Here is a 23,999-nt window from a genome sequence, read left to right on the forward strand (position 1 = left end):
GTCATGTTTACCTTTATCAAAAAAGCGATCAAAACCGGCACGCAAACCAGCAGCTATCCGCTGGAGCCGATGCCGGTGGATAAAAACTTTCGCGGCAAGCCGGAGCACAACCCGCAGCAGTGCATCGGCTGCGCGGCCTGCGTCAACGCCTGTCCGTCGAACGCCTTAACGGTGGAAACGGATCTCAAAACCGGCGAGCTGGCCTGGCAGTTTAACCTCGGGCGCTGCATCTTCTGCGGCCGCTGCGAGGAGGTCTGCCCGACGGTCGCCATTCGCCTGTCGCAGGAGTACGAGCTGGCGGTGTGGAAGAAAGAGGATTTTCTGCAGCAGTCGCGCTTTGACCTGTGCAGCTGCCGCGTCTGCAGACGTCCGTTCGCCGTGCAGAAAGAGATCGACTACGCCATCGCGCTGCTGCAGCACAACGGCGACGCCCGCGCGGAGCATCACCGCGAAAGCTTTGAAACCTGCCCGGCGTGCAAGCGTCAGAAGTGCCTGCTGCCGTCCGACCGCATTGATATCACCCGCCACATGAGAGAGGCCAGCTGATGGAAAACCTACTGGGCCCGCGCGACGCTAACGGCATTCCGGTGCCGATGACGGTGGACGAATCCATCGCCAGCATGAAGGCGTCGCTGCTGAAAAAAATCAAACGCTCGGCCTACGTCTACCGCGTGGACTGCGGCGGCTGCAACGGCTGCGAGATTGAGATCTTCGCTACGCTGTCGCCGCTGTTTGACGCCGAGCGCTTCGGCATCAAGGTAGTGCCGTCCCCGCGTCATGCGGACATCCTGCTGTTTACCGGGGCCGTCACCCGCGCCATGCGCTCGCCCGCGCTGCGCGCCTGGCAGTCCGCGCCGGACCCGAAAATCTGCATCTCGTACGGCGCCTGCGGAAACAGCGGCGGCATCTTCCACGACCTTTACTGCGTCTGGGGCGGTACCGACAAAATCGTGCCGGTGGACGTCTACATTCCGGGCTGTCCGCCGACGCCCGCCGCCACGCTGTACGGCTTCGCGATGGCGCTCGGCCTGCTGGAGCAGAAAATCCACGCCCGCGAGCCGGGCGAGCTGGACAACCAGCCTGCCGCCATTCTGCACCCGGACATGGTGCAACCGCTGCGGGTGAAGGTCGACCGCACGGCGCGCAGGCTGGCGGGCTATCGCTACGGGCGTCAGATTGCCGATGATTATCTGCGCTTGCTGAGCCAGGGCGAGCATCAGGTGGCGCGCTGGCTGGAGGCGGAAAACGATCCGCGCCTCAATGAGATCGTGGCGAACCTGAACAGCATCGTCGATGAGGCGCGTATCCGATGAGTGAAACGGTGGTGTTCAGCCAGCTGAGCCGTAAGTTTATTGATGAGAACGATGCCACGCCCGACGCGGCGCAGCAGGTGGTCTATTACAGCCTGGCGATTGGGCATCACCTCGGGATGATTGACTGCCTGGAGGCCGCGCTGAGCTGCCCGTGGCCGGAATATCTGGCGTGGATCGCCACGCTGGAGGAGGGCAGCACGGCGCGGCGCAAGATGGAAGGCGTGCCGAAGTACGGCGAGATCGTGATCGATGTGAACCACATTGCCATGCTCGCCAACGCCTTTGACGCGGCGCTCGGCAGGCAAACCCCCGAGCAGCAGGCGTGGAGCAAAACGCTGCTCGGCATGCTGCATGATATTCATCAGGAGAGCGCCATCTACCTGATGGTGAGGAGATTACGTGACTGACGTTTTACTGTGTGTCGGCAACAGCATGATGGGCGACGACGGCGCGGGTCCGCTGCTGGCGGAGATGTGCGCCGCCAACCCGCAGGGCAGTTGGGTGGTCATTGACGGCGGCAGCGCGCCGGAAAACGACGTGGTCGCCATTCGCGAACTGCGTCCGGACAGGCTGTTAATCGTCGATGCCACCGATATGGGGCTCAACCCCGGCGAGATCCGCCTGATTGACCCGGACGACATCGCCGAGATGTTTATGATGACCACCCACAATATGCCGCTGAACTACCTTGTGGATCAGATCAAAGGTGACGTGGGCGAGGTGCTGTTTTTAGGGATCCAGCCGGACATTGTCGGGTTTTATTACCCGATGACGCCGCCAGTGAAGGCGGCGGTGGAGGAGGTGTATTCACGACTAGCCGGGTGGGCTGGAGACGGAGGGTTTTCTCAGCTCTGAGCAGCGGCTTACCGGGCCTACGGTTTTGTAGGCCGGGTAAGGCGAAGCCGCCACCCGGCAAAACAGGCTACTCGAGATCCGCCCCGTTACTCGCAATCACCTTCTTATACCATCCGAACGATTTCTTACGTTTCCGCTCCAGCGTGCCGTTCCCGGCGTCGTCGCGGTCGACGTACACAAACCCGTAGCGCTTGCTCATCTCGCCTGTTGAGGCCGAGACCAGGTCAATGCAGCCCCAGGTGGTGTAGCCCATCAGCGGCACGCCGTCCTCAATCGCGTCGCCCATCGCGCGGATGTGCTCGCGCAGATAGCTGATGCGGTAGTCGTCGTTAATCTCGCCGTTTTCATCAACGACATCTTTCGCCCCGAGGCCGTTTTCTACCAGGAACAGCGGCTTCTGGTAGCGGTCGTACATCATGTTCATGGTGATGCGCAGGCCGAGCGGGTCGATGCCCCAGCCCCATTCGCTCACCTGAATGTGCGGGTTGCGCAGGGATTTGACGATGTTCGCCGCACTGGTGTTGTTCGCATTCATATCCGCCGAGGCGCAGCGCGAGGCGTAATAGCTGAACGAGACAAAGTCGACGGTATTTTTCAGCAGTTCGTCGTCGCCGGGATCTTTTACAATCACCACGCCTTTCTCGCGGAACACGCGGGCGGAGTAAGCCGGATAGCTGCCGCGCGCCTGCACGTCGATAAAGAACAGATTCTCGCGGTCTTTCTCCAGCGCCATCCACACGTCTTCCGGCTTGCAGGAGTACGGATAGAAATTCCCGCCCGCCAGCATGCAGCCGACCTGGTTTTCCGGGTTCACCTCGTGGGCAATTTTGGTCGCCAGCGCGCTCGCCACCAGCTCGTGGTGCGCGGCCTGGTATTTCACCTGGTCTTCGTTTTCGCCTTCCTCAAACACCAGTCCCGCCCCGGAGAACGGGCTGTGCAGCATGATGTTGATTTCGTTGAAGGTCAGCCAGTATTTCACCAGCCCGTTAAATTCCTCAAAGCAGGTGCGGGCGTAGCGGGCGAAGAAATCCACCATCTTGCGGTTGCGCCAGGAGCCGTACTCCGTCACCAGGTGCATCGGCACGTCGAAGTGGCAGAGCGTCACCAGCGGCTCGATGTTGTATTTTTTGCACTCCTCGAACACCGCGCGGTAAAAGGCAATACCCTCTTTATTCGGCAGCGGTTCGTCGCCGTTCGGATAGAGGCGGCTCCAGGCGATCGAGGTGCGGAACACCGTAAAGCCCATCTCCGCCATCAGGGCGATGTCCTCTTTATAGCGATGGTAAAAATCAATCGCCTCGTGGCTCGGGTAGAATTCGTCGTCACGCAGCGAGAAACGCTTTTCCTTACCAAGCTTCACCGCCAGGCGGTTCGCGCCGTGGGGGATCATATCGACCGTCGTCAGCCCTTTGCCGCCTTCACGGTACGCACCTTCGCTCTGGTTGGCGGCAAGCGCGCCGCCCCATAAAAATCCTTGTGGAAAAACAGACATTCTTACCTCGCTTTCAATTTATGCTTTTGCTGCGTTGTTCTGTACCGGTGCGGTCTGCAGGGCGCGCGCTTTTTCGGCGTCGTCTTCGACAGGGATATCCTCAAACCCTAAAAGCAGGGTCAGAACAAACGACAGCACCACTGCCAGACCCATCACGCCAAACACCCAGACGATGGTCATCGGGTTGGCCGGATCGAAGAACTGCACGCTGGTAAACAGCCCCGGAGCCGCCATCGAGTGGCTGGCAAGACCCGCGATACCGGCCACCGCGCCGCAGATAAAGCCGCTGATCAGGCTCGCAATCAGCGGACGTTTCAGACGCACCGCCACGCCGTACAGTGCCGGTTCAGAAATCCCCGCCATAATGGCGGAGGCTGCCGCCGCCAGCGCCGTCTGGCGCAGCTCCGGGTTTTTGGTTTTCCACGCCACCGCCAGCGAAGAGCCGCCGAGCGACAGGTTGGCGCCAATTTCCGACGGCATCACCATCCCTTCTTTGCCCGTCTCGGCAATGGTCTGAATGATGGTCGGCGTAAACACGCGATGCATCCCGGTCATCACCAGCAGCGGCCAGAGCGCGCCCATAATGGCGACGGAGAGCCAGCCCAGGTAGCCGTGAATGGTGTAGACCAGCGCGGAGATGGCGCTACCGATCCAGATCCCCAGCGGGCCAATCAGCACGATGGCGAGCGGGGCAGCAATCAGCACGATCAGCATCGGCTTGAGGAAGTTTTTCGTCACCGCCGGGGTAATACGATCCACCCAGCGTTCGATGTATGACAGGCACCAGGTCATGACCAGCGCCGGGATGACGGTGTAGGTGTATTTCACCGCCGTCACCGGGATAAAGGCGAACTCAACGTGCTCGCCCTGCGCGGCTTTTGCCATCAGCTCGATAAAGCTCGGGTGCACCAGCACGCCCGCAATGGCGATGGCCAGCGACATGTTGGTTTTGAATTTCACCGCCGCCGAGGCTGCCACCATCAGCGGCAGGAAGAAGAACGCGCCGTCGCCGATGACGGTCAGAATAGTCAGCGTCGGCGCGCCTTTTGGCAGCACGCCGGTCATCTCAAGGATCATCGCCAGCAGCTTGACCATCGAGCCGCCGATGATCGCCGGGATCAGCGGGGACATGGTGCCGATCAGCGCGTCGAGGATCCCGGCGCCAATGCGGCGCAGCGTCAGTTTCTGCGGTCCTTCCGGCACTGCGGGCTGCAGTTCCGTGGGCAGCAGGCTTACCACTTCGCGGTACGCCTGTGACACCGTGTTGCCAATAATCACCTGGCACTGGTTGTCGTTGCGCACTACGCCAAGGACGCCGCTGATGCTTTTCAGGCGTGCGGCATCGGTGAGGGTTTCATCTTTCAGAACGAAACGCAGTCGCGTCATGCAGTGGGTGACGGCGATGATGTTCTCTTTGCCGCCCAACGCGCTGATGACGTCGTTCGCCAGCGCAGCGTAATTTTTGGCCATCGGATGTGATCCTGTTATTGTTGTGAGAAATGTAGGAAACCGGTTCCACATAATCATCATGAGTTTCTATGAATGAAACAAGATCGCTTTTTGACCATTTTTTCGTTTCGTGATGCAGATCGCAATGGAGTATCGAAAGCGTGATTTCATCGCTGCGACAATTTTTTTGCAGTGCAGTACACTGCGCTCCATCAGATTCAGACGGAATAACAACATGACCACGATGCTGGAAGTGGCGAAGCGGGCAGGCGTTTCGAAAGCCACGGTATCCCGGGTGCTGTCGGGAAATGGCTACGTTAGCCAGGAAACCAAAGATCGGGTGTTTCAGGCCATTGAAGAGAGCGGCTATCGCCCGAATTTGCTGGCGCGAAACCTGGCGACCAAACGTACCCAGACGCTGGGCCTGGTGGTGACGAACACCCTTTATCACGGCGTCTACTTTAGCGAACTGCTGTTTCACGCCGCGCGCATGACGGAAGAAAAGGGGCGGCAGCTGATCCTCGCGGACGGCAAGCATAGCGCGGATGAAGAGCGCGAGGCGATCCAGTACCTGCTCGATATGCGCTGCGACGCGGTGATCATCTATCCGCGTTTTCTGAGCGTGGATGAAATGGATGAAATCGTCGAGAAGTGCGAGCAGCCCATAATGGTGCTCAACCGTCGCCTGCGGAAAAACAGCAGCCACAGCGTCTGGTCAGATCATAAAGCCTCCAGCCAGGACGCGGTGTCGCAGCTGATTGCGAAAGGGCACCGGGAGATCGCGTTTATCACCGGCTCGCTGGATTCTCCCACCGGGGTTGAGCGTCTCTCCGGCTATAAGGACGCGCTGGCGCAGCACGGTATTCCGCTGCGCGAGGGTCTGATTGCGCAGGGGAAGTGGAACCCCGCCAGCGGCGCGGCGGCGGTTGCCGAACTGCTTGCTCGCGGTGAACGCTTTACGGCGCTGGTGGCGAGTAATGACGACATGGCGATCGGCGCCATGAAGCTGCTGCACGACAGCGGCGTGGCCGCACCGGACGCGGTGTCGGTGATCGGTTTCGACGACGTGGCCATCGCGCCCTACATCGTGCCGTCGCTTTCCAGCGTGCGTATTCCGGTGACGGAGATGATTAAAGAAACCATCAGCCGCCTGATCTTCATGCTCGACGGCGGCGAGTTTAAGTATCAACAAACCTTCTCCGGCGAGCTTGTCCTGCGTGACTCCGTAATTGATGGCCCACACCGCTGATGTCGACAGCTGTCATCGTCATAAGTGACGATGACAGCGCCGCTGCGATTTTTAAAGTGCTATAAAATCAATGCGTTAATTATTGGCACGGTTTATGAATATCTCCGCGCATAACTGTAATGCTGGAGAAGCAGATGAACCGTTTTATTATGGCCGATGCCAGTAAGTGTATTGGTTGCCGTACCTGTGAAGTGGCGTGCGTGGTTTCCCATCAGGCGGAGCAGGACTGCGCGTCGCTTACCCCTGATACCTTCCTTCCGCGCATCCACGTCATCAAAGGCGTGAATATTTCCACCGCCGCCATCTGTCGCCAGTGCGAAGACGCACCGTGCGCGAACGTCTGCCCGAACGGGGCGATTAAACGCGAGAAAGGCTTTGTGCACGTGATGCAGGAGCGCTGCATTGGTTGCAAAACCTGCGTGGTGGCCTGTCCGTATGGCGCGATGGAGGTGGTGGTCCGTCCGGTGGTGCGCAACAGCGGTATGGGGCTGAGCGTGCGGGCCGAGAAAGCCGAAGCCAACAAGTGCGACCTGTGCTACCACCGCGACGCCGGTCCGGCCTGCATGGAAGCCTGCCCGACGCACGCGCTGGTCTGCGTGGATCGCGACAAGCTTGAGCAGATGAGCGCCGAAAAGCGCCGTCGCGCGGCGTTCGACACCTCGTCATCACTGCTGTTCTGAACCGTATGAGCAGCAACGGCGTTCAGCTGCGCGTGCGCGGCAAAGTGCAGGGCGTAGGGTTTCGTCCCTTCGTCTGGCAGCTGGCGCAGGCGCTTCAGTTGACCGGTGACGTCTGCAATGACGGAGAGGGCGTGCTGGTGCGCCTCGCGGGTAATGGGGGGGCCTTTACCGCGAGGCTGCAACAGGACTGCCCGCCGCTGGCACGCATTGACCACGTGGAAATGCAGCCGTTTACCTGGGCGCACGTGCCGGAGGACTTTTCCATCCGCCACAGCGCGGGCGGGGCGATGGACACCCAGATAGTGCCGGATGCCGCGACCTGTCCGGCATGTCTGGCTGAAATGCGCGACCCCGGCGAGCGCCGCTATCGCTATCCGTTCATCAACTGCACGCACTGCGGGCCGCGGTTCACCATTATTCGCGCCATGCCCTACGACCGCCCGGCCACGGCAATGGCGCCATTCCCGCTCTGTGTGCCGTGTGAAGCAGAGTACCGCAATCCTGCCGACCGCCGTTTTCACGCTCAGCCGGTAGCCTGCCCGGACTGCGGGCCCGCGCTTATGTGGCGTGCGGGCGACATAACTGCTGACCGTGAAGCTGCGCTGCGTGCGGCGGTGGCGATGCTGAAAAGCAGCGGTATTGTTGCCGTCAAAGGGCTGGGCGGCTTTCACCTCGTCTGCGACGCGCGTAACCCGCAGGCGGTCGCGACGCTTCGGTCACGCAAACAGCGCCCGTCGAAGCCGCTGGCGGTGATGATCCCGCATGCGGATGACCTGCCGGAGACGGTTCAGGCGCTGCTACGCTCACCCGCCGCACCCATTGTGCTCACGCCAAAAGCCTGGCTGCCCGCGTTCCCGGAAGGTGTCGCGCCCGGTCTGGACACCGTGGGCATCATGCTTCCTGCGAACCCGCTGCAGCATCTTTTGATGATGGACTGCCAGCGCCCGCTGGTGATGACTTCAGGTAACCTCAGCGGCAGACCGCCAGCCATCACCAGCCGGCAGGCGCTGGATGAGCTCAGCGGCATCGCGGACGGCTTCCTGCTGCATAACCGCGATATCCTGCAGCGGATGGACGACTCGGTGATGGATCGAGACGGGGCGATGCTGCGCCGGGCGCGCGGTTTTGTGCCCGATGCCATCACGTTGCCTGCGGGTTTCGAGAATATTCCCGCCATGTTATGCACCGGTGCGGAGATGAAAAACACCTTCTGCCTGGCGCGTGGGAACCAGGCGGTGTTGAGCCAGCATTTTGGCGATCTCGGTGACGAGGGTGTCGAAGCGCAGTGGCGCAGCGCGCTCTCGACGATGCAGGAAATTTACGGCTTTCAGCCGGAACGCATTGTATGCGATGCCCATCCGGGGTACCGCGCGCGTCAGTGGGCGCAGGTACAGGGGCTGCCCGTTGAAACTGTCCTGCATCATCACGCCCACGCGGCTGCGTGCCTGGCGGAGAACGGCTGGCCACTCGACGGCGAAGACGCAATTGCCCTGACGCTGGACGGGATCGGCATGGGCGAGAACGGCGCTCTGTGGGGCGGGGAGTGCCTGCGGGTGAACTATCTCGCGTGCGAGCGTCTGGGCGGGCTGCCTGCCGTTGCGCTTCCGGGGGGCGATCTGGCGGCGCGGCAGCCGTGGCGCAATTTACTCGCCCACTGTCTGGCGTTTGTGCCTGACTGGCAGCAGTACCCTGAAACGCGTGCGGTACAGCGCCAGAACTGGCCGCTGCTGGCGACGGCGATCCGGCGTGGCATCAACGCACCGCGGGCTTCTTCCTGTGGTCGCCTGTTTGACGCGGTTGCCTGTGCGCTCGGCATCGACACGCAGCGTTACGAAGGGGAAGCGGCCTGCCGGCTGGAAGCCCTGGCATCGCAGTGCACGGTTGTTGACCATCCGGTGACGCTGGAAGTGGATAACCTCGCGCAATTTTGGCAGCAGTGGCTGGCCTGGCAGGCGGATCCCTGCGAGCGCGCGTGGGCGTTTCACGACGCGCTGGCAAAAGGGCTGGCGGAACTCGCCGCGCTCCATGCCCGACGCCTGTCGCTGTCGACAATCTGTCTCAGCGGCGGCGTGCTGCACAACCGTCTGCTGCGCGCGCGCCTACGTCATTATCTTTATGACTTTACGCTTCTTTTTCCTTCGCGCCTGCCCGCAGGTGACGGAGCGATCTCCTTCGGGCAGGCGGTGGTCGCCGCTGCCCGGTCATGTTTACAAAGGACTAAAAATGTTACGACTGTTACGCAATGAACCTCGCGCCGCGCTTCTGCTGCTGGCTCTGGTAATGGCAAACCTGCTGGCCTGGGGATGGGCATGGCAGACCTTTAGCGGCAGCACGGCGCTGATGGCCGCTAGCCTGCTGGCGTGGTGCTACGGGCTGCGTCACGCGGTGGACGCCGACCACATTGCCGCCATTGATACCGTGACGCGTAAGATGATGCAGCAGGGCAAACGTCCGTCCGGCGTGGGGGCGTGGTTCTCGCTGGGGCACTCCACCATCGTGGTGCTGGCCTCCATTGCTATCGCCGCGACCGCGACGGCGTTTCAGAAAAACATGGAATGGTTCCACGAAACCGGCAGCCTGATTGGCACCGCCGTTTCCGCCTCCTTCCTGCTGGCGATGGCGCTGGTGAACATGGTGATCCTGCGCGGAGTCTGGCGCAGTTTTCAGGCGCTGAAAAAAGGCCAGCCGGTGCAGGGCGACATCACGCTGCCTGCCCAGGGCGGCGTCATGAACTGGCTGTTTGGCAAAACCTTCCGCCTCGTCAATAAAAGCTGGCAGATGTATCTGGTGGGTTTCCTGTTCGGTCTCGGCTTTGACACGGCCACCGAGATTGGCGTGCTGGGGATCTCTGCCGCCAGCGCCTCCAGCGGGATGTCGGTGTGGTCAATCATGATCTTTCCTGCACTCTTCGCCAGCGGCATGGCGCTGGTGGATACCCTCGATAATCTGCTGATGGTCGGCGCCTACGGCTGGGCCTTTAACAAGCCGCAGCGCAAGCTCTACTACAACATGACTATCACCAGCACCTCCGTGGTGGTGGCGCTGTTTATCGGCGGGCTGGAAGCGCTGGGTCTGCTGATGGACAAATTTGCCCTCAGCGGCGGCGTGTGGGATCTGATTGGCACGGTAAACGACAACCTGGGCAACGCCGGATTTGTGGTGGTCGGGCTGTTCGTTTCCTGCTGGCTGATCTCCATGGTCAACTACCGCTGGCGCGGCTACGACGCGCTGGTGGTGCGTTCCTGATCCGGCTCCTGCACAGCGTAACCTCCGCGACTTCCTCAATGGCTGGCGCATAGCGGCATACCGATAAAAAATGCTGAAAATATAGGACTTTTGCGGAATAAAATATATTCCGCATTCTTCGCTTGTGTGAAATAGCGAGAAAGATAATTGAGTTATTTATAAAAATTCGCCATGATTTACCTCCGGCTGCTCATATCTTTTCAGGCTGGGGCGGGCGTCAATAATAAATCGAGATGATGTTTTTAAGCTTTTCCATATTAAAGTATTTACGAAAATAATAAATAAGGGATTGATAGCGATGATATATCTGCTTTGCATTTATTTTATGAATAGGATTCGTAAAAAAAAGCTCCGGGATATCGGGGCGGTGAATAATAATAATATCCAAAGGTTAAGTAAGCATGACCCTTTTGCAGGCCGGGTAGGCGAAGCGCCACCCGGCAAAAAGAGGGTTAAGCAGGTAGCAATTTCAGCAGAGCGAAAGCCTCCTTCATCCGATCTTCACTGACCACAAAAGCGCGTAGTTGATCCTCGTTGTCTACGCCATGCGCGACCATTCCCTGCTGTTCGAGGGTTATTTTCCAGTTCAGATCCTGACGCTGCGTTTCACCTGCGAGATGCAGCGGTAATTCCGGCGTTTTTACTTTAATTAGCATGGCGGGTAATTTCAGCGGCGCGCTGCCGCCGAGCAGGTTTTTAGCAAGATACATCGCGCTTAATTGGATTGGCTGTAAAAAGGGAAGTACCTGACCATTAATTTCAGCGCAGTCTCCTAACGCGTAAATATCAGGTTGCGTGGTTTGCAGATAGCTATTTACCTTCACGCCACGCTGTATTTCGGCGCCTGCGCGATGCGCCAGCGCGGTTTCCGGGCGCAGGCCCGTCGCCGCGATAACCGCATCCACCTCAAAGCTGCGGTTGCGGTCGAGCACGGCACGAATGCCGCCTTCGGTTTTACTCAGGCTTTGCAGCTGCGATTTCAACAGCAGATGTACCCCCATGTCGGTCAGATGATGCTGTAAGCGACTGCTTACTTCTGCGGGCATCAGCGACGACAGAATGCTCGCCGCATGGTCGACCAGAGTCACGGATTTTCCCGCCCGGCAGAAATCCATCGCCAGCTCGGTGCCTATCAGCCCGCCGCCGACAATCATCACGCGCTGCGCGTCGCGAAGCCCCGTTTCGCTGGCCTGATACTCCTGCTGGCTATTGAGGGTGATTATCAGCTCGCGGCCCTCAATCGGCGGCACAAACGCAGAGGCACCCGTGGCAAGCACCAGCCTGTCGTACTGCCAGGTTTTCTCTGTCGCTTTCACAACGTGAGCGGCGGCGTCGATGTCGGTGACCCAGGTGTACGGGAACAGGCGCAGGTTAAACAGCTCGGCGAACTCCCCCGCCGTCTGGCGGGTGAGATCTTCGGCGCGCTGATTCTGACTAATCACGTGGCTTAAGTCAGGCTTGTTGTACTCGTCCATGCTGTCGGCGGCAATCAACGTCAGCGGCACGCTGGCGTCCTGTTTGCGGATGTTTTTCACCAGCTGACGGGCGGCAAAGCCCGAGCCGATGATGACGATGCCGTGGCTCATTTTGCCTCCGTTGCCAGTTCATCAAAAACGTCTTTCCCGAGGGAACATTCCGGGCAGAGGAAGTTGTCCGGCACGTCACTCCACGGCGTACCCGGCGCAACGTCCTGCAGCGGCTCGCCCAGCTCAGGGTCGTAGATCCACTGGCAGACGCTGCACCGCATGCGCGGGCCGAGGTCGGCGGCAGCCGCAGCGGCGCAGGCACAGGTGCCCTGCTGTTCGACCGGTTTCGCTGCTTGCGGAAGCGGTGCAAGCGCCCACTGCCGCGCAATGTCGCGGCCGTGCTGGCGGCAGATCTCAAGGGCGTCGATATCCGGTCGCCATTTGGCTTTAAGGCTGAGGGACATCTCAAAACCGGCATCCTGTAAACGGGTGGAAAGGCGGTCTACCGCGCCGCCGCTCCAGCCGTGGGAGCCAAAGGCGCTGGCGCGCTTGTTACGGAAGCGCAGGCCGGTCATCTCTTCCACCAGACCGGCAATTTTCGGCATCATTACGTTGTTCATGGTGGAGGTGCCCACCAGCACGCCCTTAGAGCGGAACACGTTGGTCAATACCTCGTTCTTATCGCTGCGCGCCACGTTGAAGATTTTCACCGCCACGTTCGGGTCCACTTCGTTGATGCCCTGGGCAATGGCGTCCGCCATCATGCGGGTGTTGTTGGACATGGTGTCGTAGAAAATCGTAATGCGGTCTTCCTGATAGTCCGCCGCCCATTTCAGGTACAGCTCCACAATCTGGGTGGGATTTTCACGCCACACCACGCCGTGAGAGGTAGCAATCATCTCCACCGGCAGATTAAAGCCGAGGATCTCGGTGATTTTAGGCGTCACCAGGCGGCTGAGCGGGGTAAGGATGTTGGCGTAGTACCGCTGGCACTGTTCGAACAGTTCGGTCTGATCCACTTCGTCATTAAACAGGCGTTCGTCGCAGTAGTGCTGGCCGAAGGCATCGTTGCTGAACAGCACCGCGTCGCCGGTCATGTAGGTCATCATGCTGTCCGGCCAGTGCAGCATCGGCGTTTCCACGAAGATCAGCTGCTTGCCGTTGCCGATATCCAGCGCGTCGCCGGTTTTCACGGTGTGGAAATTCCACTCCGGATGGTGGTGGTGGCCGTTGATCGAGTCGATGGCGTTGCTGGTGCAGTAGATCGGCGTGTTCGGGATGTAAGACATCAGCTCGGTCAGCGCGCCGGCGTGATCTTCTTCCGCGTGGTTGATGATGATGTAGTCGATGGCGTCCAGGTCGATTTCGCTGCGCAGGTTCTGCACGAACTCGCGGCTGAACTTGTGATCGACGGTATCGATCAGCACGTTTTTTTCTTCGCGGATGAGATAGCTATTGTAGCTGCTGCCGCGCAGCGTTTTGTATTCCGTCCCGTGGAAATCGCGCACTTCCCAGTCACGTTGACCCACCCAATGAATGTTATTTTTAACCAGAATAGACATAGCAACCTCTACGTAATACAGCATTTTCAAATAAGATGATTTGCTTATATCAAGTTGCGTGCCAGTTTTTAATTATTTGATTTTAATGAATTAATGTTGCCGTGCCTCGTAGTGGGTAGTCATTATGACTATCAAAAGAAGTGTCAATATGACAACATGCATTGTCAAAATGACAGCGAGGTCACTATGAGCTTTTCCGTAGACGTGCTGGCGAAGATCGCCATTGAGCTGCAGACCGGTATCGGCCATCAGGACCGCTTTCAGCGGCTGATCTCCACGCTGCGCCACGTGCTTGAGTGCGATGCGTCCGCACTGCTGCGCTACGAGGGGCGGCAGTTTATTCCGCTGGCTATCGACGGGCTGGCGAAGGACGTGCTCGGACGGCGTTTTACCCTTGAGGGCCATCCGCGTCTGGAAACTATCGCCCGCGCGGGTGACGTGGTGCGCTTTCCGGCGGACAGCGATCTGCCCGACCCGTACGATGGGCTTATTCCCGGCCAGGAGAGCCTGAAGGTGCACGCCTGTATCGGCCTGCCTTTATTTGCCGGACAAAATCTGATTGGCGCGTTGACCCTCGACGGCCTTTCGCCGGACCAGTTCGATGCCTTTAGCGACGAAGAGCTGCGCCTGATTGCCGCCCTGGCCGCCGGGGCGCTTAACAACGCGCTGCTGATTGAACAGCTTGAGAGCCAGAATATCCTTCCCGGCAGCCCGGCGGCGTTTGAGCAGGTCACGCATACGGAGATGATTGGCCTCTCTCCGGGCATGGCGCAGCTCAAAAAAGAGATTGAGATCGTTGCCGCTTCCGATTTGAACGTGCTGATCTTCGGGGAGACCGGCACTGGCAAGGAGCTGGTGGCGAAGTCCATTCACGAAGCGTCGCCGCGCACGGTGAACCCGCTGGTGTACCTCAACTGCGCCGCGCTGCCGGAAAGCGTGGCGGAAAGCGAGCTGTTTGGTCACGTTAAAGGGGCGTTTACCGGGGCCATCAGCAACCGCAGCGGCAAGTTCGAAATGGCCGATAACGGCACGCTGTTTCTGGACGAAATCGGCGAGCTCTCCCTGTCGCTGCAGGCCAAGCTGCTGCGCGTGCTGCAGTACGGCGACATCCAGCGCGTGGGGGATGACCGCAGCCACAGAGTGGACGTTCGCGTGCTGGCGGCCACCAACCGTGACCTGCGTGAAGCGGTGCTGGCAGGGCAGTTCCGCGCCGACCTGTTCCATCGCCTGAGCGTGTTCCCGCTTACCGTGCCGCCGCTGCGCGAGCGCGGGGACGACGTGGTGCTGCTGGCGGGCTTTTTCTGCGAGCAGTGCCGTCTCAGGATGGGGCTTTCCCGCGTGGTGCTGAGCCCGGGTGCGAGAACGCATCTGCTGAGCTACGGCTGGCCGGGCAACGTGCGCGAGCTGGAACACGCAATTCACCGCGCGGTCGTGCTGGCGCGGGCGACGCGTTCGGGAGATGAGGTGGTAATTCATGCGCGGCATTTTGCACTGCATGAGGAAACTGCCCCGACCGTGAAGGCTGCTGCGCCTGAGAGCGCAAACGAGAATCTGCGCGAGGCTACGGAAGAATTCCAGCGTCGGATGATTACCCGCGCGCTGGAGCAGAATAACCGCAGCTGGGCGGCGTGCGCGCGGGCGCTGGAGATGGACGTCGCCAACCTGCACCGGCTGGCGAAGCGTCTGGGACTGAAGGGTTAGATAATGCCGGCCTGATAGAAATCCTGAAGGTTGATGGCGCCGCACAGCCTGCCGGTGTCATCCACCACCGGTGCGGCGGTGATTTTGCGCTTCATCAGCACCTCTTTGGCTTCAATGGCGCGGCTCTCGGCGTTCAGCGTCAGCCCCCCTTTGGTCATGGCGTCCGACACTTGGGTTTCCAGCCTGCCGCCGCCCACCAGCCAGCGGCGCAGGTCGCCGTCGGTGAATACGCCTTTGACGTACCCGTCGTCATCGCACACCGCCACCAGCCCCAGACCGGTGCGGCTGAGCTCCAGCATCGCGTCCATGACGCTGGTATTGAGTTTGACCTGCGGAATAGCATCGTCGGTGCGCATCAGGTGGTGAACCTTGTTGAGCAGGCGTGCCCCGAGCGCACCTGCCGGATGCGAGCGAGCGAAATCTTCTTCGTTAAAGCCGCGCGCCTGCATCACCGCCATTGCCAGCGCGTCGCCCATCATCAGGGTATTCACGGTGCTGGAGGTCGGAGCGAGGTGCATCGGACAGGCTTCACGCTCAACGGAAATATCCAGCGTCGCTTTGGCGGCCAGCGCTAGCGGCGAGCAGGATTTCCCGGTCATCGCCAGCAGGGCAACCGATTTTTCCTGCAGGCGCGGAATAATGAGATCCAGCTCTTTGGCCGAACCGGAGTAGGAGATAAACAGCATCACGTCGCGGCTTTCTATCATCCCCAGATCGCCGTGCAGCGCCTCTGCCGGATGCACGAAGAAGGCCGGGGTGCCGGTGCTGGCGAGCGTCGCGGCAATCTTTTTGCCGATATGGCCGGATTTACCGATGCCCGCCACGATCACTTTGCCTTCGCAGTGGATAATGGTGTTGGCGGCGCGGACAAAATCCTCGCCCAGACGTTCCGGCAGGCGGCTGGCTTCCTGCAGCTCCAGCATCAGCGTCTGGCGGCCCGTTTCTAACAGAAAATCACTCATCTCTCTCTCCGGTTACGATCACGTCGATTCCTTTCTCTTCCAGCGCTTTTTTGAACGCCGGGTCGATACCCGCGTCGGTAATCAGCTTATCGACGCTTTCAAGGCTACAGACAATGTTGGGGCTTTTGCGGCCAAACTTCGACGAGTCCGCCATCAGAATCACTTCCCGCGCGGCGTTGCACATGGCTTTACTGACGCTGAATACCTCGTTGAACGTCGTAACGCCCGCATTCAGGTCGATGCCGTCGGTGCCCATGAACAGTTTATCAAAGCTGAAGTGGTCGAAGGCGTTCTCCGCCAGCTGTCCGTGAAATGAGGCGGATTTTTTGCGGAAGGTGCCGCCGGGCATCAGGATGGTCTGCTCGCTGTCGAACTCCGATAGGGCGTTGACGATATGCAGGCTGTTGGTCATCACCGTGATGTTGTTAAAGCGGCTGAGCAGCGGGATCATCTGCAGGACGGTACTGCCTGCATCCAGAATGATGGAGTCGCCATCGTGGATAAATTTTACGGCGGCTTCGGCAATCATCGCTTTCTGGTGGGTATTGATCAGCGTTTTGTGGTCGATAGGCGGGTCGGCTTCGTCTTTATTGAGCACCACGCCGCCGTAGGTTCGAATGACGGCGCCAGAGTTTTCGAGCAATACAAGATCCTTGCGTATCGTCGTGCCGGTGGTGTCAAAGTAGTGGGCCAGATCTTCTACCGAACATTTTCCCTGCTTTTGCAGATGCTCGAGAATGGCCGCCTGCCGCTGACGAGGTTTCATAGGCGCTTCGTTCCTTAGGTTGCGAAATGATAATTTCGCAAGTCTATATCTTTCACAACGAAATTATCCATGTTTCAGATTAAGCGCTAATGATAGTGCATTCTGACAGAGTGGATCATGGGGAAAGATCACATCAGGCTGCAATTCCTGCAGCGAAATGCCGTTGATTGCCTGGATTTTCACCGGACGGGCAAAGACGGTCATGCCGCGCATGATGAGGGAATCGCAGACGTTATTGTTTTCGTCCAGCGCAATAGCCACGACGACTCGCGGTTTAAAGCGTCCGCCGGAACGCCCGACGCCCACGCGGCCTTTCTGGCACAGTGCATCAAACGCGCGGTTAAACTGGTAAATTTGCCAGCCGCCGAACGCCATCTGGCAGAGCCAGGCGAGGGCGGCGACGGTGATGAGTGCGGTGACCATATCGGCTCCTTATTGTGTACCCTCTCCCGGTGGGAGAGGGTTAGGGTGAGGGCATCAGGCCGCTCGATCAGAACATTACCTGCCCGCCGGTGACGTTAATCGACTGCCCGGTGCAGTACGAGGCTTTCGGGCTGGCGTAAAACAGCAGCATGTTCAGCACGTCCTGATAATCGCACCCGCGCTTCAGCGGCACTTTATCGATGTAGTACTGCTCCACTTCCTCAGCCTTGATGCCGAGCTTGGTGGCATACTGCGGCAGCAGGGACTGGAACATCGGCGATTTAAGCAGGTTGCCCAGCATCAGCGAGTGCACGGTAATGCCGTACTCGGCCAGATCCAGCGCCAGAGACTGCGTTAGCCCCACGCCGCCAAACTTCGCCGCGCTGTAGCCGGAGTTATGCTTGCTGCCCACTTTCCCTGATTTGGAGTTGATCTGAATGATGCGCCCCTGAATGCCGTCGCGGATCATCAGACGGGAAAACTCGCGGGCGCAGAGGAAATAGCCCACCAGATTCACCTGCAGCGAACGGTCAAAGTCCCCCAGTTCGAAATCGCTGATAAAGGCCGCTTTCGCAATTCCCGCACTGTAGACCAGCAGATCGGTACGCCCAAAAATCTCGTCCACGCCGCGGGCCAGCGCCATCACGCTCTGCTCGCTGGTGGCGTCGGCGCCAAACCCGTACGCCATTCCTTCGCCAAACCCGGTGTTAATGGTGTCCGCCACGCGGGCGGCTTTTTCACTCTGAATATCCACTACCGCCACGCGGTAGCCCTCTGCGGCAAGCCCACGGCAGAGGAACTCGCCTAAGGTTTGTCCTCCACCAATGACAACGGCAACCTGACTCATGTGTTTCTCCTTAATTACGCAACAAATTTTAACGTGCAGCCTGGGGTGACAGCCTGCGGAACCGGGCCCGCCACGTGAACCGTGCCGGGATATTCGGCCTGCGGCTGGCCGTCGAAACGCAGGGTGATGTGGCCCAGCTCGCGCAGGTTTTGCTCGGCCACGTCGCCGACGGCGGTCACGGCATAGCGCGCCTCGCCCAGCTCAAGCTGGCTACCGGCCTTCAGCTCACCGTTCAGCTCGCCGTGGCAGTGGATAAAACAAAACTCTTCGATATCCGCAGGCGCCCCTTCGCGGAAGGTGATCAGCATCTGGTCGCTCAGCGCGTCGGCCGCGCTCTGGCCAATGCGGGTAATGGTGGTCTGGTAAATCACGGTCATTGCAGGAACCTCTTATTGATAAATAAAGCCGGAAACAAACCAGGCAATCAGCACCGTCGGGGCGCCCGTCAGGAAGCGGCTCACCAGCACGGACGGCACGCCCACGCGCACGGTGTCCTGGCGCGCTTCGGCCAGCGACAGCCCAACGGGGATGAAGTCGCACGCCGCCTGGGCGTTAATGGCAAACAGGGCGGGCAGGGCGAGGTGCGGGGGAATGTTCCCCAGACCAATCTGCACGCCAATCAGCACGCCGATGACCTGAGCGATCACCGCGCCCGGGCCGAGGAACGGCGACAGCAGCGGGAAGGAGCATATCAGCGCCAGCGTCACCAGCCCGAGCGGGTGGCTGGCGAGCGGGGCGAGGCCGTGGGCAATCCAGTCGCCCAGGCCGGAGGCCATGATGATGCCGATCAGCGCCGAGACGAACGCCATAAACGGCAGAATGGTTTTCAGCACCGTGTCGATGGTGTCGCGCCCGGACTGGAAAAGCACCGCCACGGCGGAACCCATGCCCATCCCGACCTTAGCCAGCAGGCCGTCGCTCTGCTCGGTGATCTTCTTGCTGGTGTCGTACTCGCGCGGGGCCGCTTTTTGCGGCGCGGCAGTGCCATTCACCAGAGTAATGTTGTCCTCCTTTACGCCCGAGACATAAATGTCTTCAAGGATGTACTGCGCCAGCGGGCCGGATTTACCGGTGGAGTGAATATTTACCGTCGGAATACGGCGCTTCGGATAGATACCGCAGCGCAGCGTGCCGCCGCAGTCGATCACCGCCACGCCGATTTCCGCTTCCGGCGGCTCGCCTTCCTTGAAGCCATCGACCGCTTCCCAGCCGGTCAGCTCGCGCAGCCTGTCGACGATCGCCGGGCGGGTACCCGCGGTGATGTAAACAATCTTTTTGCCTTCGGTGGCGTCGAACTCCAGCGGGCCGCCCCAGCCGCCCGTGCCTTTCTCAATGCGGATCCGGTTCATGCTGTCGCTCCTGAAAGATGGACCTTTTGTTCAAGCTGGATGCCCATTTTTTTCTCGAAAATAGCGGTGGTGAGGTCGGTCACCCAGCCGCGGAAGAAGTTGGTCACCAGACCGACCAGCAGGTAGCTCACCGCCAGCGGGCCGAGCGGCAGGCCAAGCGTAGTAAGGCCGCTGGCGATCCCGAGATAAACGAACAGCTCGCCGGGGTTGATGTGCGGGAACAGGCCGTTCATGGAATGGCAGCTGTAGGAAGCGGCGGCGTAGTAGCTCGGCTTGTACTTTTCCGGCATAAAGCGGCCGAGGCTTAAGGTCATCGGGTTGCAGAACACGAAGGTGCCGATAAAGGGCAGTATCAGGTAGCGGGACAGCGGGTTTCCGGCGCAGCGCTGGGCGAAGCGTTCAATGCGCTGCTGCCCGATAAAGTTGATCAGCGCGTTCATGATCACCAGCAGGCTGATCAGCAGGGGCAGGATCCCGGTCACCATGCCGGTGAACACTTCTCCGCCTTTTTGAAATAGCCCGATGAACCACTCGGCGCCGTGGGTGATGGTTTCTATCATTCTTCTCTCCTGTGAGGCTTTTTTGTTTTTGTCTGGCTGGGCTAATAATAATCACTTTGAAAGGTTTTAAAGTGTTAGTTAGATCTCACAATGAAAGAAAAACGGATTATTTTGAAAGTTTATTGGTGGGGATAATGATTTTCGATGGAAAAAAGCACGGATTTGCGTAGGGAAGGTGCGTACCGCTTCCTTGAGGTGTTGCACATGCTTTACCATACTGGGTTCTTATCGAACCCGTTAAATGGATGTCTCATGTTCAAGCGTCGTTATGCAGCGCTGTTGCCTGCGCTTATTCTGCTGTCTGCCTGTAGTAGCAAACCTAAGACCGAAGCCGTTCAGCAAACGGCGGGCGCGCCTTCCGGAGGCTTCCTGCTGGAGCCGCAGCACAATATGATGCAGATGGGGGGCGACTTCGCGAATAACCCGGCGGCCGAGCAGTTCATCGATAAAATGGTGAGCAAACACGGCTTTGACAGACAGCAGCTGCACGAAATTTTGTCTCAGGCGAAGCGTCTGGACTACGTGCTGCGTCTGATGGACAGACAGGCGCCGACGGCCCAGGTGCCGAGCGGGCCGAACGGCGCGTGGCTGCGCTATCGCAAGCAGTTTATTACTCCGGACAACGTGCAAAACGGCGTGGCGTTCTGGAATCAGTATGAAGAGGCGCTCAACCGCGCGTGGCAGGTGTACGGCGTACCGCCTGAAATCATCGTCGGGATTATCGGCGTGGAAACCCGCTGGGGCCGCGTGATGGGCAAAACCCGCATCCTGGATGCGCTGGCGACGCTCTCCTTTAACTACCCGCGCCGCGCGGAGTATTTCTCTTCCGAGCTGGAAACCTTCCTGCTGATGGCGCGCAACGAACAGGACGATCCGCTCGATCTGAAAGGGTCGTTTGCCGGCGCCATGGGCTACGGCCAGTTTATGCCGTCGTCCTATAAACAGTATGCCGTCGACTTTAACGGAGATGGTCATATCAACCTGTGGGATCCGGTGGATGCCATCGGCAGCGTGGCGAACTACTTCAAAGCGCACGGCTGGGTGCCGGGCGGGCAAGTTGCGGTGCAGGCGAACGGCGAGGCGTTTGGGCTGGAAAACGGCTTTAAAACCAAATACAGCGTTGCACAGCTGACGGCGGCAGGCTTAACGCCAACCCAGCCGCTGGGCAATGTCGATCAGGTGAGTCTGCTGCGTCTGGATGTCGGGACGGGCTATCAGTACTGGTACGGCATGCCGAACTTCTACACCATTACCCGCTATAACCACAGCACCCACTATGCGATGGCCGTATGGCAGCTCGGGCTGGCGGTATCTCAGGCCCGCGTACCGGCGGCGTCACCGTTTAGTCAGTAAGTCACCTTATTCCCCCTCTCCCTTTGGGAGAGGGTTAGGGTGAGTGCACCCGCGCGCACCTATTTCCCGCAGAAACATTTCGCCACACTCCCTCTGCAAACCCGCCATTTACATCTTAACCACCTTTTATTATTGTTATGTTATAACATTTAAATTGGTGTCGAGATGTCAACGTCCCTTTTCTCTCTGTCTGCTCTGGTGCGGCTTTTGCTGGCGCTGGTGTTGGTTGTCTTTATTGGGCTGGCCGTGCGCTGGGCGGTGGCATTGCCATGATTGTGATGAATGAACTGGTCGCGGGTTATGAGCGCCAGCCCATTACGCGGCCCCTTTCGGGCACGATTGAGCGCGGAAGCATGACCGCCATTATCGGCGCTAACGGCTGCGGGAAATCCACGCTGCTGAAAACGCTGGCGGGGTTTATTCCTCCCGTCAGAGGCGGCTTTCGCTGGCAGGGGAAGCGTCCGGTAATCGGATGGCTGGCACAGCGCCACGCGCTGGAGGCGCAGTTTCCGCTGACCGTACAGGACGTGGTAAGCATGGGCTGCTGGCCGGGCATTTCGCTGTTTTCCGGGTTTCGTCGCGAAGCGCGGCTGCGCCTTGCCAGCGCTCTTGAGCGCGTCGGGCTGGAAACCATAGCGTTATCCACCATCGATGAGCTCTCAGGCGGGCAGTTCCAGCGCATGCTGTTTGCCCGCGTTCTGGTACAGCAGGCGCCGCTGGTGATGCTGGATGAGCCCTTTACCGGCGTCGATGAAGCCACCTGCAACGTGCTGATGGACGTGATGCTGGAGATGTATATGCAGGGGCAAACGCTGCTCGCGGTACTGCACGACAGCGAGCGCGTGTCGCGCCATTTCCCGCAAACGCTGCGGCTGGATGCTGACGTGCCCCAGTGGAAAACCGAGCGGGTGAGGGTGGCATGATCTGGCATCTCTTTTTTCAGCCGTTTATTGAGTACGGCTTTATGCGTCGTGCCCTGGTGGTTTGCCTGGCGCTCTCGGTCAGCACCACCGCGCTCGGCGTGTTTCTTCAGCTGCGTCGGATGAGCCTGATGGGCGACGCCCTTTCTCACGCCATTTTGCCGGGCGTCGCCGTGGGATACTTGCTCAGCGGCATGTCGCTGCTGGCGATGAGTATTGGCGGTTTTATCGCGGGCATTACCGTGGCGCTGCTGGCCGGTCTGGTCAGCCGACGCACGCCGCTTAAGGAAGATGCCAGCTTCGCGGGGTTTTACCTTGGCTCACTGGCGCTGGGCGTCACGCTGGTGTCGCTGCGCGGGTCGAATGTCGATCTGCTGCATCTGCTGTTTGGCTCCATCCTCGCCGTGGACAACGACGCCGCGCTGTTTGTTACGGGCGTGTGTATGTTCACCCTTATCACGCTGGCGCTGTTCTATCGCGGGCTGGTCACAGAAGCGTTTGATACCGCCTGGCTACAGGTGAACGCCCGCTGGCTGCCCGGCCTGCTGCACGGACTGTTTCTGGCGCTGCTGGTTCTTAACCTGGTGGCTGGTTTTCAGGTGCTCGGCACGCTGATGGCCGTCGGGCTGATGATGCTGCCAGCCGTGGCGGCCCGCTGCTGGGTGCGCACGCTGCCTGCGTTACTCCTGATGGCGGGCATCAGCGGTATTTTCTGCGCATGGCTGGGGCTGAGCCTCTCCTGGGCAATGAGTTTGCCTGCCGGGCCATCCATCGTGCTCACCGCCAGCGCGCTGTTCTTTATTTCCATTTTACTGGGCACGCGAAGCAGGCTCGCTGGCAGCCTGCGCGCGCTTTTTTAACGCAAGGGGAAACGATGAAACGAACAGGATTAGTAGTGGCGCTCGCGCTGGGGATGATGTCGCACGGCGTGATGGCGAAAACGCTGAATGTGGTCACCAGCTTTTCGATTCTGGGGGATATCACGCAGGAGGTGGGCGGTGACCATGTGAACGTGACGACGCTGGTGGGGCCGGACGGCGATCCGCATACCTTTGAACCGTCGCCGAAAGACAGCGCGGCGCTGAGCAAGGCCGATGTGGTGGTGGTGAACGGCCTGGGGCTGGAGGGCTGGCTCGATCGGCTGGTGAAGGCCTCCGGGTTCAAAGGACAGCTGGTCGTCGCCTCAGCCGGGGTGAAAACCCACACGCTTGAGGAAGATGGAAAGACCGTGACCGATCCGCACGCGTGGAACAGCGCGGCGAACGGGGCGCTGTATGCACAAAATATTCTGAACGGGCTGGTGAAAGCCGATCCGCAGGACAAAGCCGCGCTGGAAGCCTCCGGTAAACCGTATATCGCGCAGCTTAACCAGCTGGATAGCTGGGCCAAAACGCGCTTTAGCCAGATCCCGCAGGCGAAGCGTAACGTGTTGACCAGCCATGACGCATTCGGCTATTTCAGCCGCGCCTACGGCGTGACGTTTATGGCGCCTCAGGGACTGTCGTCCGAGAGCGAGGCCAGCGCGTCGCAGGTTGCTGAGATTATCAATCAGATCAAAGCCGACGGCGTCAAAACCTGGTTTATGGAGAATCAGCTCGATCCGCGTCTGGTGAAGCAGATAGCGTCGGCGACGGGCGCACAGCCGGGGGGCGAACTGTATCCGGAAGCGCTGTCGGCAAAAGGCGGGGTGGCAGACACCTACGTTAAGGCATTTCGCCACAATGTGAACACTCTCGCCGACAGCATGAAATAACCATTCCATCGCCGGTGCGTCCGTACCGGCTTTTTTCTGAAGCCCCCTCGTAA

At 59.6% G+C, this 23,999-nt stretch carries 24 protein-coding genes; 13 read left to right on the forward strand and 11 right to left on the reverse strand.

Annotated elements, in window-relative coordinates:
• The first annotated feature begins 3 nt into the window (after positions 1-3).
• From F0319_RS08280 to hycI, 4 genes are read left to right on the forward strand one after another with little or no spacing between them, the layout of a single operon-like run.
• Entirely contained in the window at positions 4-546 is a 543-nt protein-coding gene (locus F0319_RS08280; protein ID WP_115876150.1) for a formate hydrogenlyase complex iron-sulfur subunit, read from the forward strand.
• Positions 546-1,313 carry a formate hydrogenlyase subunit HycG gene (gene hycG / locus F0319_RS08285; RefSeq protein ID WP_048029233.1) on the forward strand — a complete coding sequence of 256 codons (768 nt, stop codon included), beginning with the start codon at positions 546-548 and terminating at the stop codon, positions 1,311-1,313. Before F0319_RS08280 ends, hycG begins: the two co-directional genes overlap by 1 nt.
• Positions 1,310-1,720 (forward strand): formate hydrogenlyase maturation HycH family protein, encoded by a 411-nt coding sequence (locus F0319_RS08290; protein WP_149366660.1) that lies wholly within the window; start codon positions 1,310-1,312, stop codon positions 1,718-1,720. The genes hycG and F0319_RS08290 overlap by 4 nt, the downstream gene beginning before the upstream one ends.
• Positions 1,713-2,168, forward strand: coding sequence for a hydrogenase maturation peptidase HycI (hycI, locus tag F0319_RS08295; protein ID WP_149366661.1), 456 nt, complete (start codon positions 1,713-1,715; stop codon positions 2,166-2,168). The genes F0319_RS08290 and hycI overlap by 8 nt, the downstream gene beginning before the upstream one ends.
• 67 nt (positions 2,169-2,235) lie before the next feature.
• On the opposite strand, the gene F0319_RS08300 is transcribed toward hycI, so the two are convergent.
• Positions 2,236-3,660, reverse strand: a complete 1,425-nt coding sequence (locus F0319_RS08300; protein ID WP_149366662.1) for a 6-phospho-beta-glucosidase — start codon at positions 3,658-3,660, stop codon at positions 2,236-2,238.
• A gap of 18 nt (positions 3,661-3,678) precedes the next feature.
• On the reverse strand, positions 3,679-5,130 hold the full coding sequence (gene ascF / locus F0319_RS08305; protein WP_149366663.1) for a PTS cellobiose/arbutin/salicin transporter subunit IIBC: 1,452 nt from the start codon (positions 5,128-5,130) through the stop codon (positions 3,679-3,681).
• A gap of 214 nt (positions 5,131-5,344) precedes the next feature.
• Between ascF and F0319_RS08310 the strand changes: the two genes are divergently transcribed.
• The 4 genes from F0319_RS08310 to F0319_RS08325 all read left to right on the forward strand — a co-directional run bounded on the left by F0319_RS08310 (position 5,345) and on the right by F0319_RS08325 (position 10,284).
• Positions 5,345-6,358 (forward strand): LacI family DNA-binding transcriptional regulator, encoded by a 1,014-nt coding sequence (locus F0319_RS08310; protein ID WP_149366664.1) that lies wholly within the window; start codon positions 5,345-5,347, stop codon positions 6,356-6,358.
• A 134-nt stretch (positions 6,359-6,492) separates the two neighbouring features.
• Positions 6,493-7,038, forward strand: a complete 546-nt coding sequence (hydN, locus tag F0319_RS08315) for an electron transport protein HydN (protein ID WP_023308960.1) — start codon at positions 6,493-6,495, stop codon at positions 7,036-7,038.
• A 5-nt stretch (positions 7,039-7,043) separates the two neighbouring features.
• Positions 7,044-9,284: a carbamoyltransferase HypF gene (hypF, locus tag F0319_RS08320; protein ID WP_149366665.1), complete on the forward strand. Its 2,241-nt coding sequence runs from the start codon at positions 7,044-7,046 to the stop codon at positions 9,282-9,284.
• On the forward strand, positions 9,262-10,284 hold the full coding sequence (locus tag F0319_RS08325; RefSeq protein ID WP_149366666.1) for a HoxN/HupN/NixA family nickel/cobalt transporter: 1,023 nt from the start codon (positions 9,262-9,264) through the stop codon (positions 10,282-10,284). Before hypF ends, F0319_RS08325 begins: the two co-directional genes overlap by 23 nt.
• A gap of 452 nt (positions 10,285-10,736) precedes the next feature.
• Here the strand turns inward: F0319_RS08325 and norW are convergent, their stop codons facing one another.
• Complete coding sequence (gene norW, locus F0319_RS08330) at positions 10,737-11,870, reverse strand: NADH:flavorubredoxin reductase NorW (RefSeq protein ID WP_149366667.1); 1,134 nt, start codon at positions 11,868-11,870, stop codon at positions 10,737-10,739.
• Positions 11,867-13,312: an anaerobic nitric oxide reductase flavorubredoxin gene (norV, locus tag F0319_RS08335; RefSeq protein WP_149366668.1), complete on the reverse strand. Its 1,446-nt coding sequence runs from the start codon at positions 13,310-13,312 to the stop codon at positions 11,867-11,869. The genes norW and norV overlap by 4 nt, the downstream gene beginning before the upstream one ends.
• Before the next feature lie 186 nt (positions 13,313-13,498).
• Between norV and norR the strand changes: the two genes are divergently transcribed.
• Positions 13,499-15,013 carry a nitric oxide reductase transcriptional regulator NorR gene (gene norR / locus F0319_RS08340; protein ID WP_149366669.1) on the forward strand — a complete coding sequence of 505 codons (1,515 nt, stop codon included), beginning with the start codon at positions 13,499-13,501 and terminating at the stop codon, positions 15,011-15,013.
• On the opposite strand, the gene gutQ is transcribed toward norR, so the two are convergent.
• The 7 genes from gutQ to srlA all read right to left on the reverse strand — a co-directional run bounded on the left by gutQ (position 15,010) and on the right by srlA (position 19,920).
• On the reverse strand, positions 15,010-15,975 hold the full coding sequence (gene gutQ / locus F0319_RS08345) for an arabinose-5-phosphate isomerase GutQ (RefSeq protein ID WP_149366670.1): 966 nt from the start codon (positions 15,973-15,975) through the stop codon (positions 15,010-15,012). The two genes, norR and gutQ, sit on opposite strands and share 4 nt — an antisense overlap.
• Complete coding sequence (srlR, locus tag F0319_RS08350; protein WP_115876141.1) at positions 15,968-16,741, reverse strand: glucitol operon DNA-binding transcriptional repressor SrlR; 774 nt, start codon at positions 16,739-16,741, stop codon at positions 15,968-15,970. Before srlR ends, gutQ begins: the two co-directional genes overlap by 8 nt.
• A 63-nt stretch (positions 16,742-16,804) precedes the next feature.
• Positions 16,805-17,164 carry a transcriptional regulator GutM gene (gutM, locus tag F0319_RS08355; protein WP_111965492.1) on the reverse strand — a complete coding sequence of 120 codons (360 nt, stop codon included), beginning with the start codon at positions 17,162-17,164 and terminating at the stop codon, positions 16,805-16,807.
• A 67-nt stretch (positions 17,165-17,231) separates the two neighbouring features.
• Positions 17,232-18,011 (reverse strand): sorbitol-6-phosphate dehydrogenase, encoded by a 780-nt coding sequence (srlD, locus tag F0319_RS08360; protein WP_111965493.1) that lies wholly within the window; start codon positions 18,009-18,011, stop codon positions 17,232-17,234.
• 14 nt (positions 18,012-18,025) lie between these two features.
• Entirely contained in the window at positions 18,026-18,388 is a 363-nt protein-coding gene (gene srlB / locus F0319_RS08365; RefSeq protein WP_008499554.1) for a PTS glucitol/sorbitol transporter subunit IIA, read from the reverse strand.
• 12 nt (positions 18,389-18,400) lie between these two features.
• Positions 18,401-19,360 (reverse strand): PTS glucitol/sorbitol transporter subunit IIB, encoded by a 960-nt coding sequence (srlE, locus tag F0319_RS08370; protein WP_023308950.1) that lies wholly within the window; start codon positions 19,358-19,360, stop codon positions 18,401-18,403.
• Positions 19,357-19,920 (reverse strand): PTS glucitol/sorbitol transporter subunit IIC, encoded by a 564-nt coding sequence (gene srlA / locus F0319_RS08375; RefSeq protein ID WP_003862164.1) that lies wholly within the window; start codon positions 19,918-19,920, stop codon positions 19,357-19,359. The genes srlE and srlA overlap by 4 nt, the downstream gene beginning before the upstream one ends.
• A 252-nt stretch (positions 19,921-20,172) precedes the next feature.
• On the opposite strand from srlA, the gene mltB reads away from it, so the two are divergent.
• The 4 genes from mltB to F0319_RS08395 all read left to right on the forward strand — a co-directional run bounded on the left by mltB (position 20,173) and on the right by F0319_RS08395 (position 23,946).
• Entirely contained in the window at positions 20,173-21,273 is a 1,101-nt protein-coding gene (mltB, locus tag F0319_RS08380; protein ID WP_188035090.1) for a lytic murein transglycosylase B, read from the forward strand.
• Between the two features lie 269 nt (positions 21,274-21,542).
• Complete coding sequence (locus tag F0319_RS08385) at positions 21,543-22,196, forward strand: metal ABC transporter ATP-binding protein (protein WP_149366672.1); 654 nt, start codon at positions 21,543-21,545, stop codon at positions 22,194-22,196.
• On the forward strand, positions 22,193-23,053 hold the full coding sequence (locus F0319_RS08390; RefSeq protein WP_032660373.1) for a metal ABC transporter permease: 861 nt from the start codon (positions 22,193-22,195) through the stop codon (positions 23,051-23,053). Before F0319_RS08385 ends, F0319_RS08390 begins: the two co-directional genes overlap by 4 nt.
• Positions 23,054-23,067: 14 nt before the next feature.
• Positions 23,068-23,946 carry a metal ABC transporter substrate-binding protein gene (locus tag F0319_RS08395; protein ID WP_111965497.1) on the forward strand — a complete coding sequence of 293 codons (879 nt, stop codon included), beginning with the start codon at positions 23,068-23,070 and terminating at the stop codon, positions 23,944-23,946.
• Positions 23,947-23,999 lie beyond the last annotated feature (53 nt).

Source organism: Enterobacter vonholyi, from assembly GCF_008364555.1.
Taxonomy (GTDB): domain Bacteria; phylum Pseudomonadota; class Gammaproteobacteria; order Enterobacterales; family Enterobacteriaceae; genus Enterobacter; species Enterobacter vonholyi.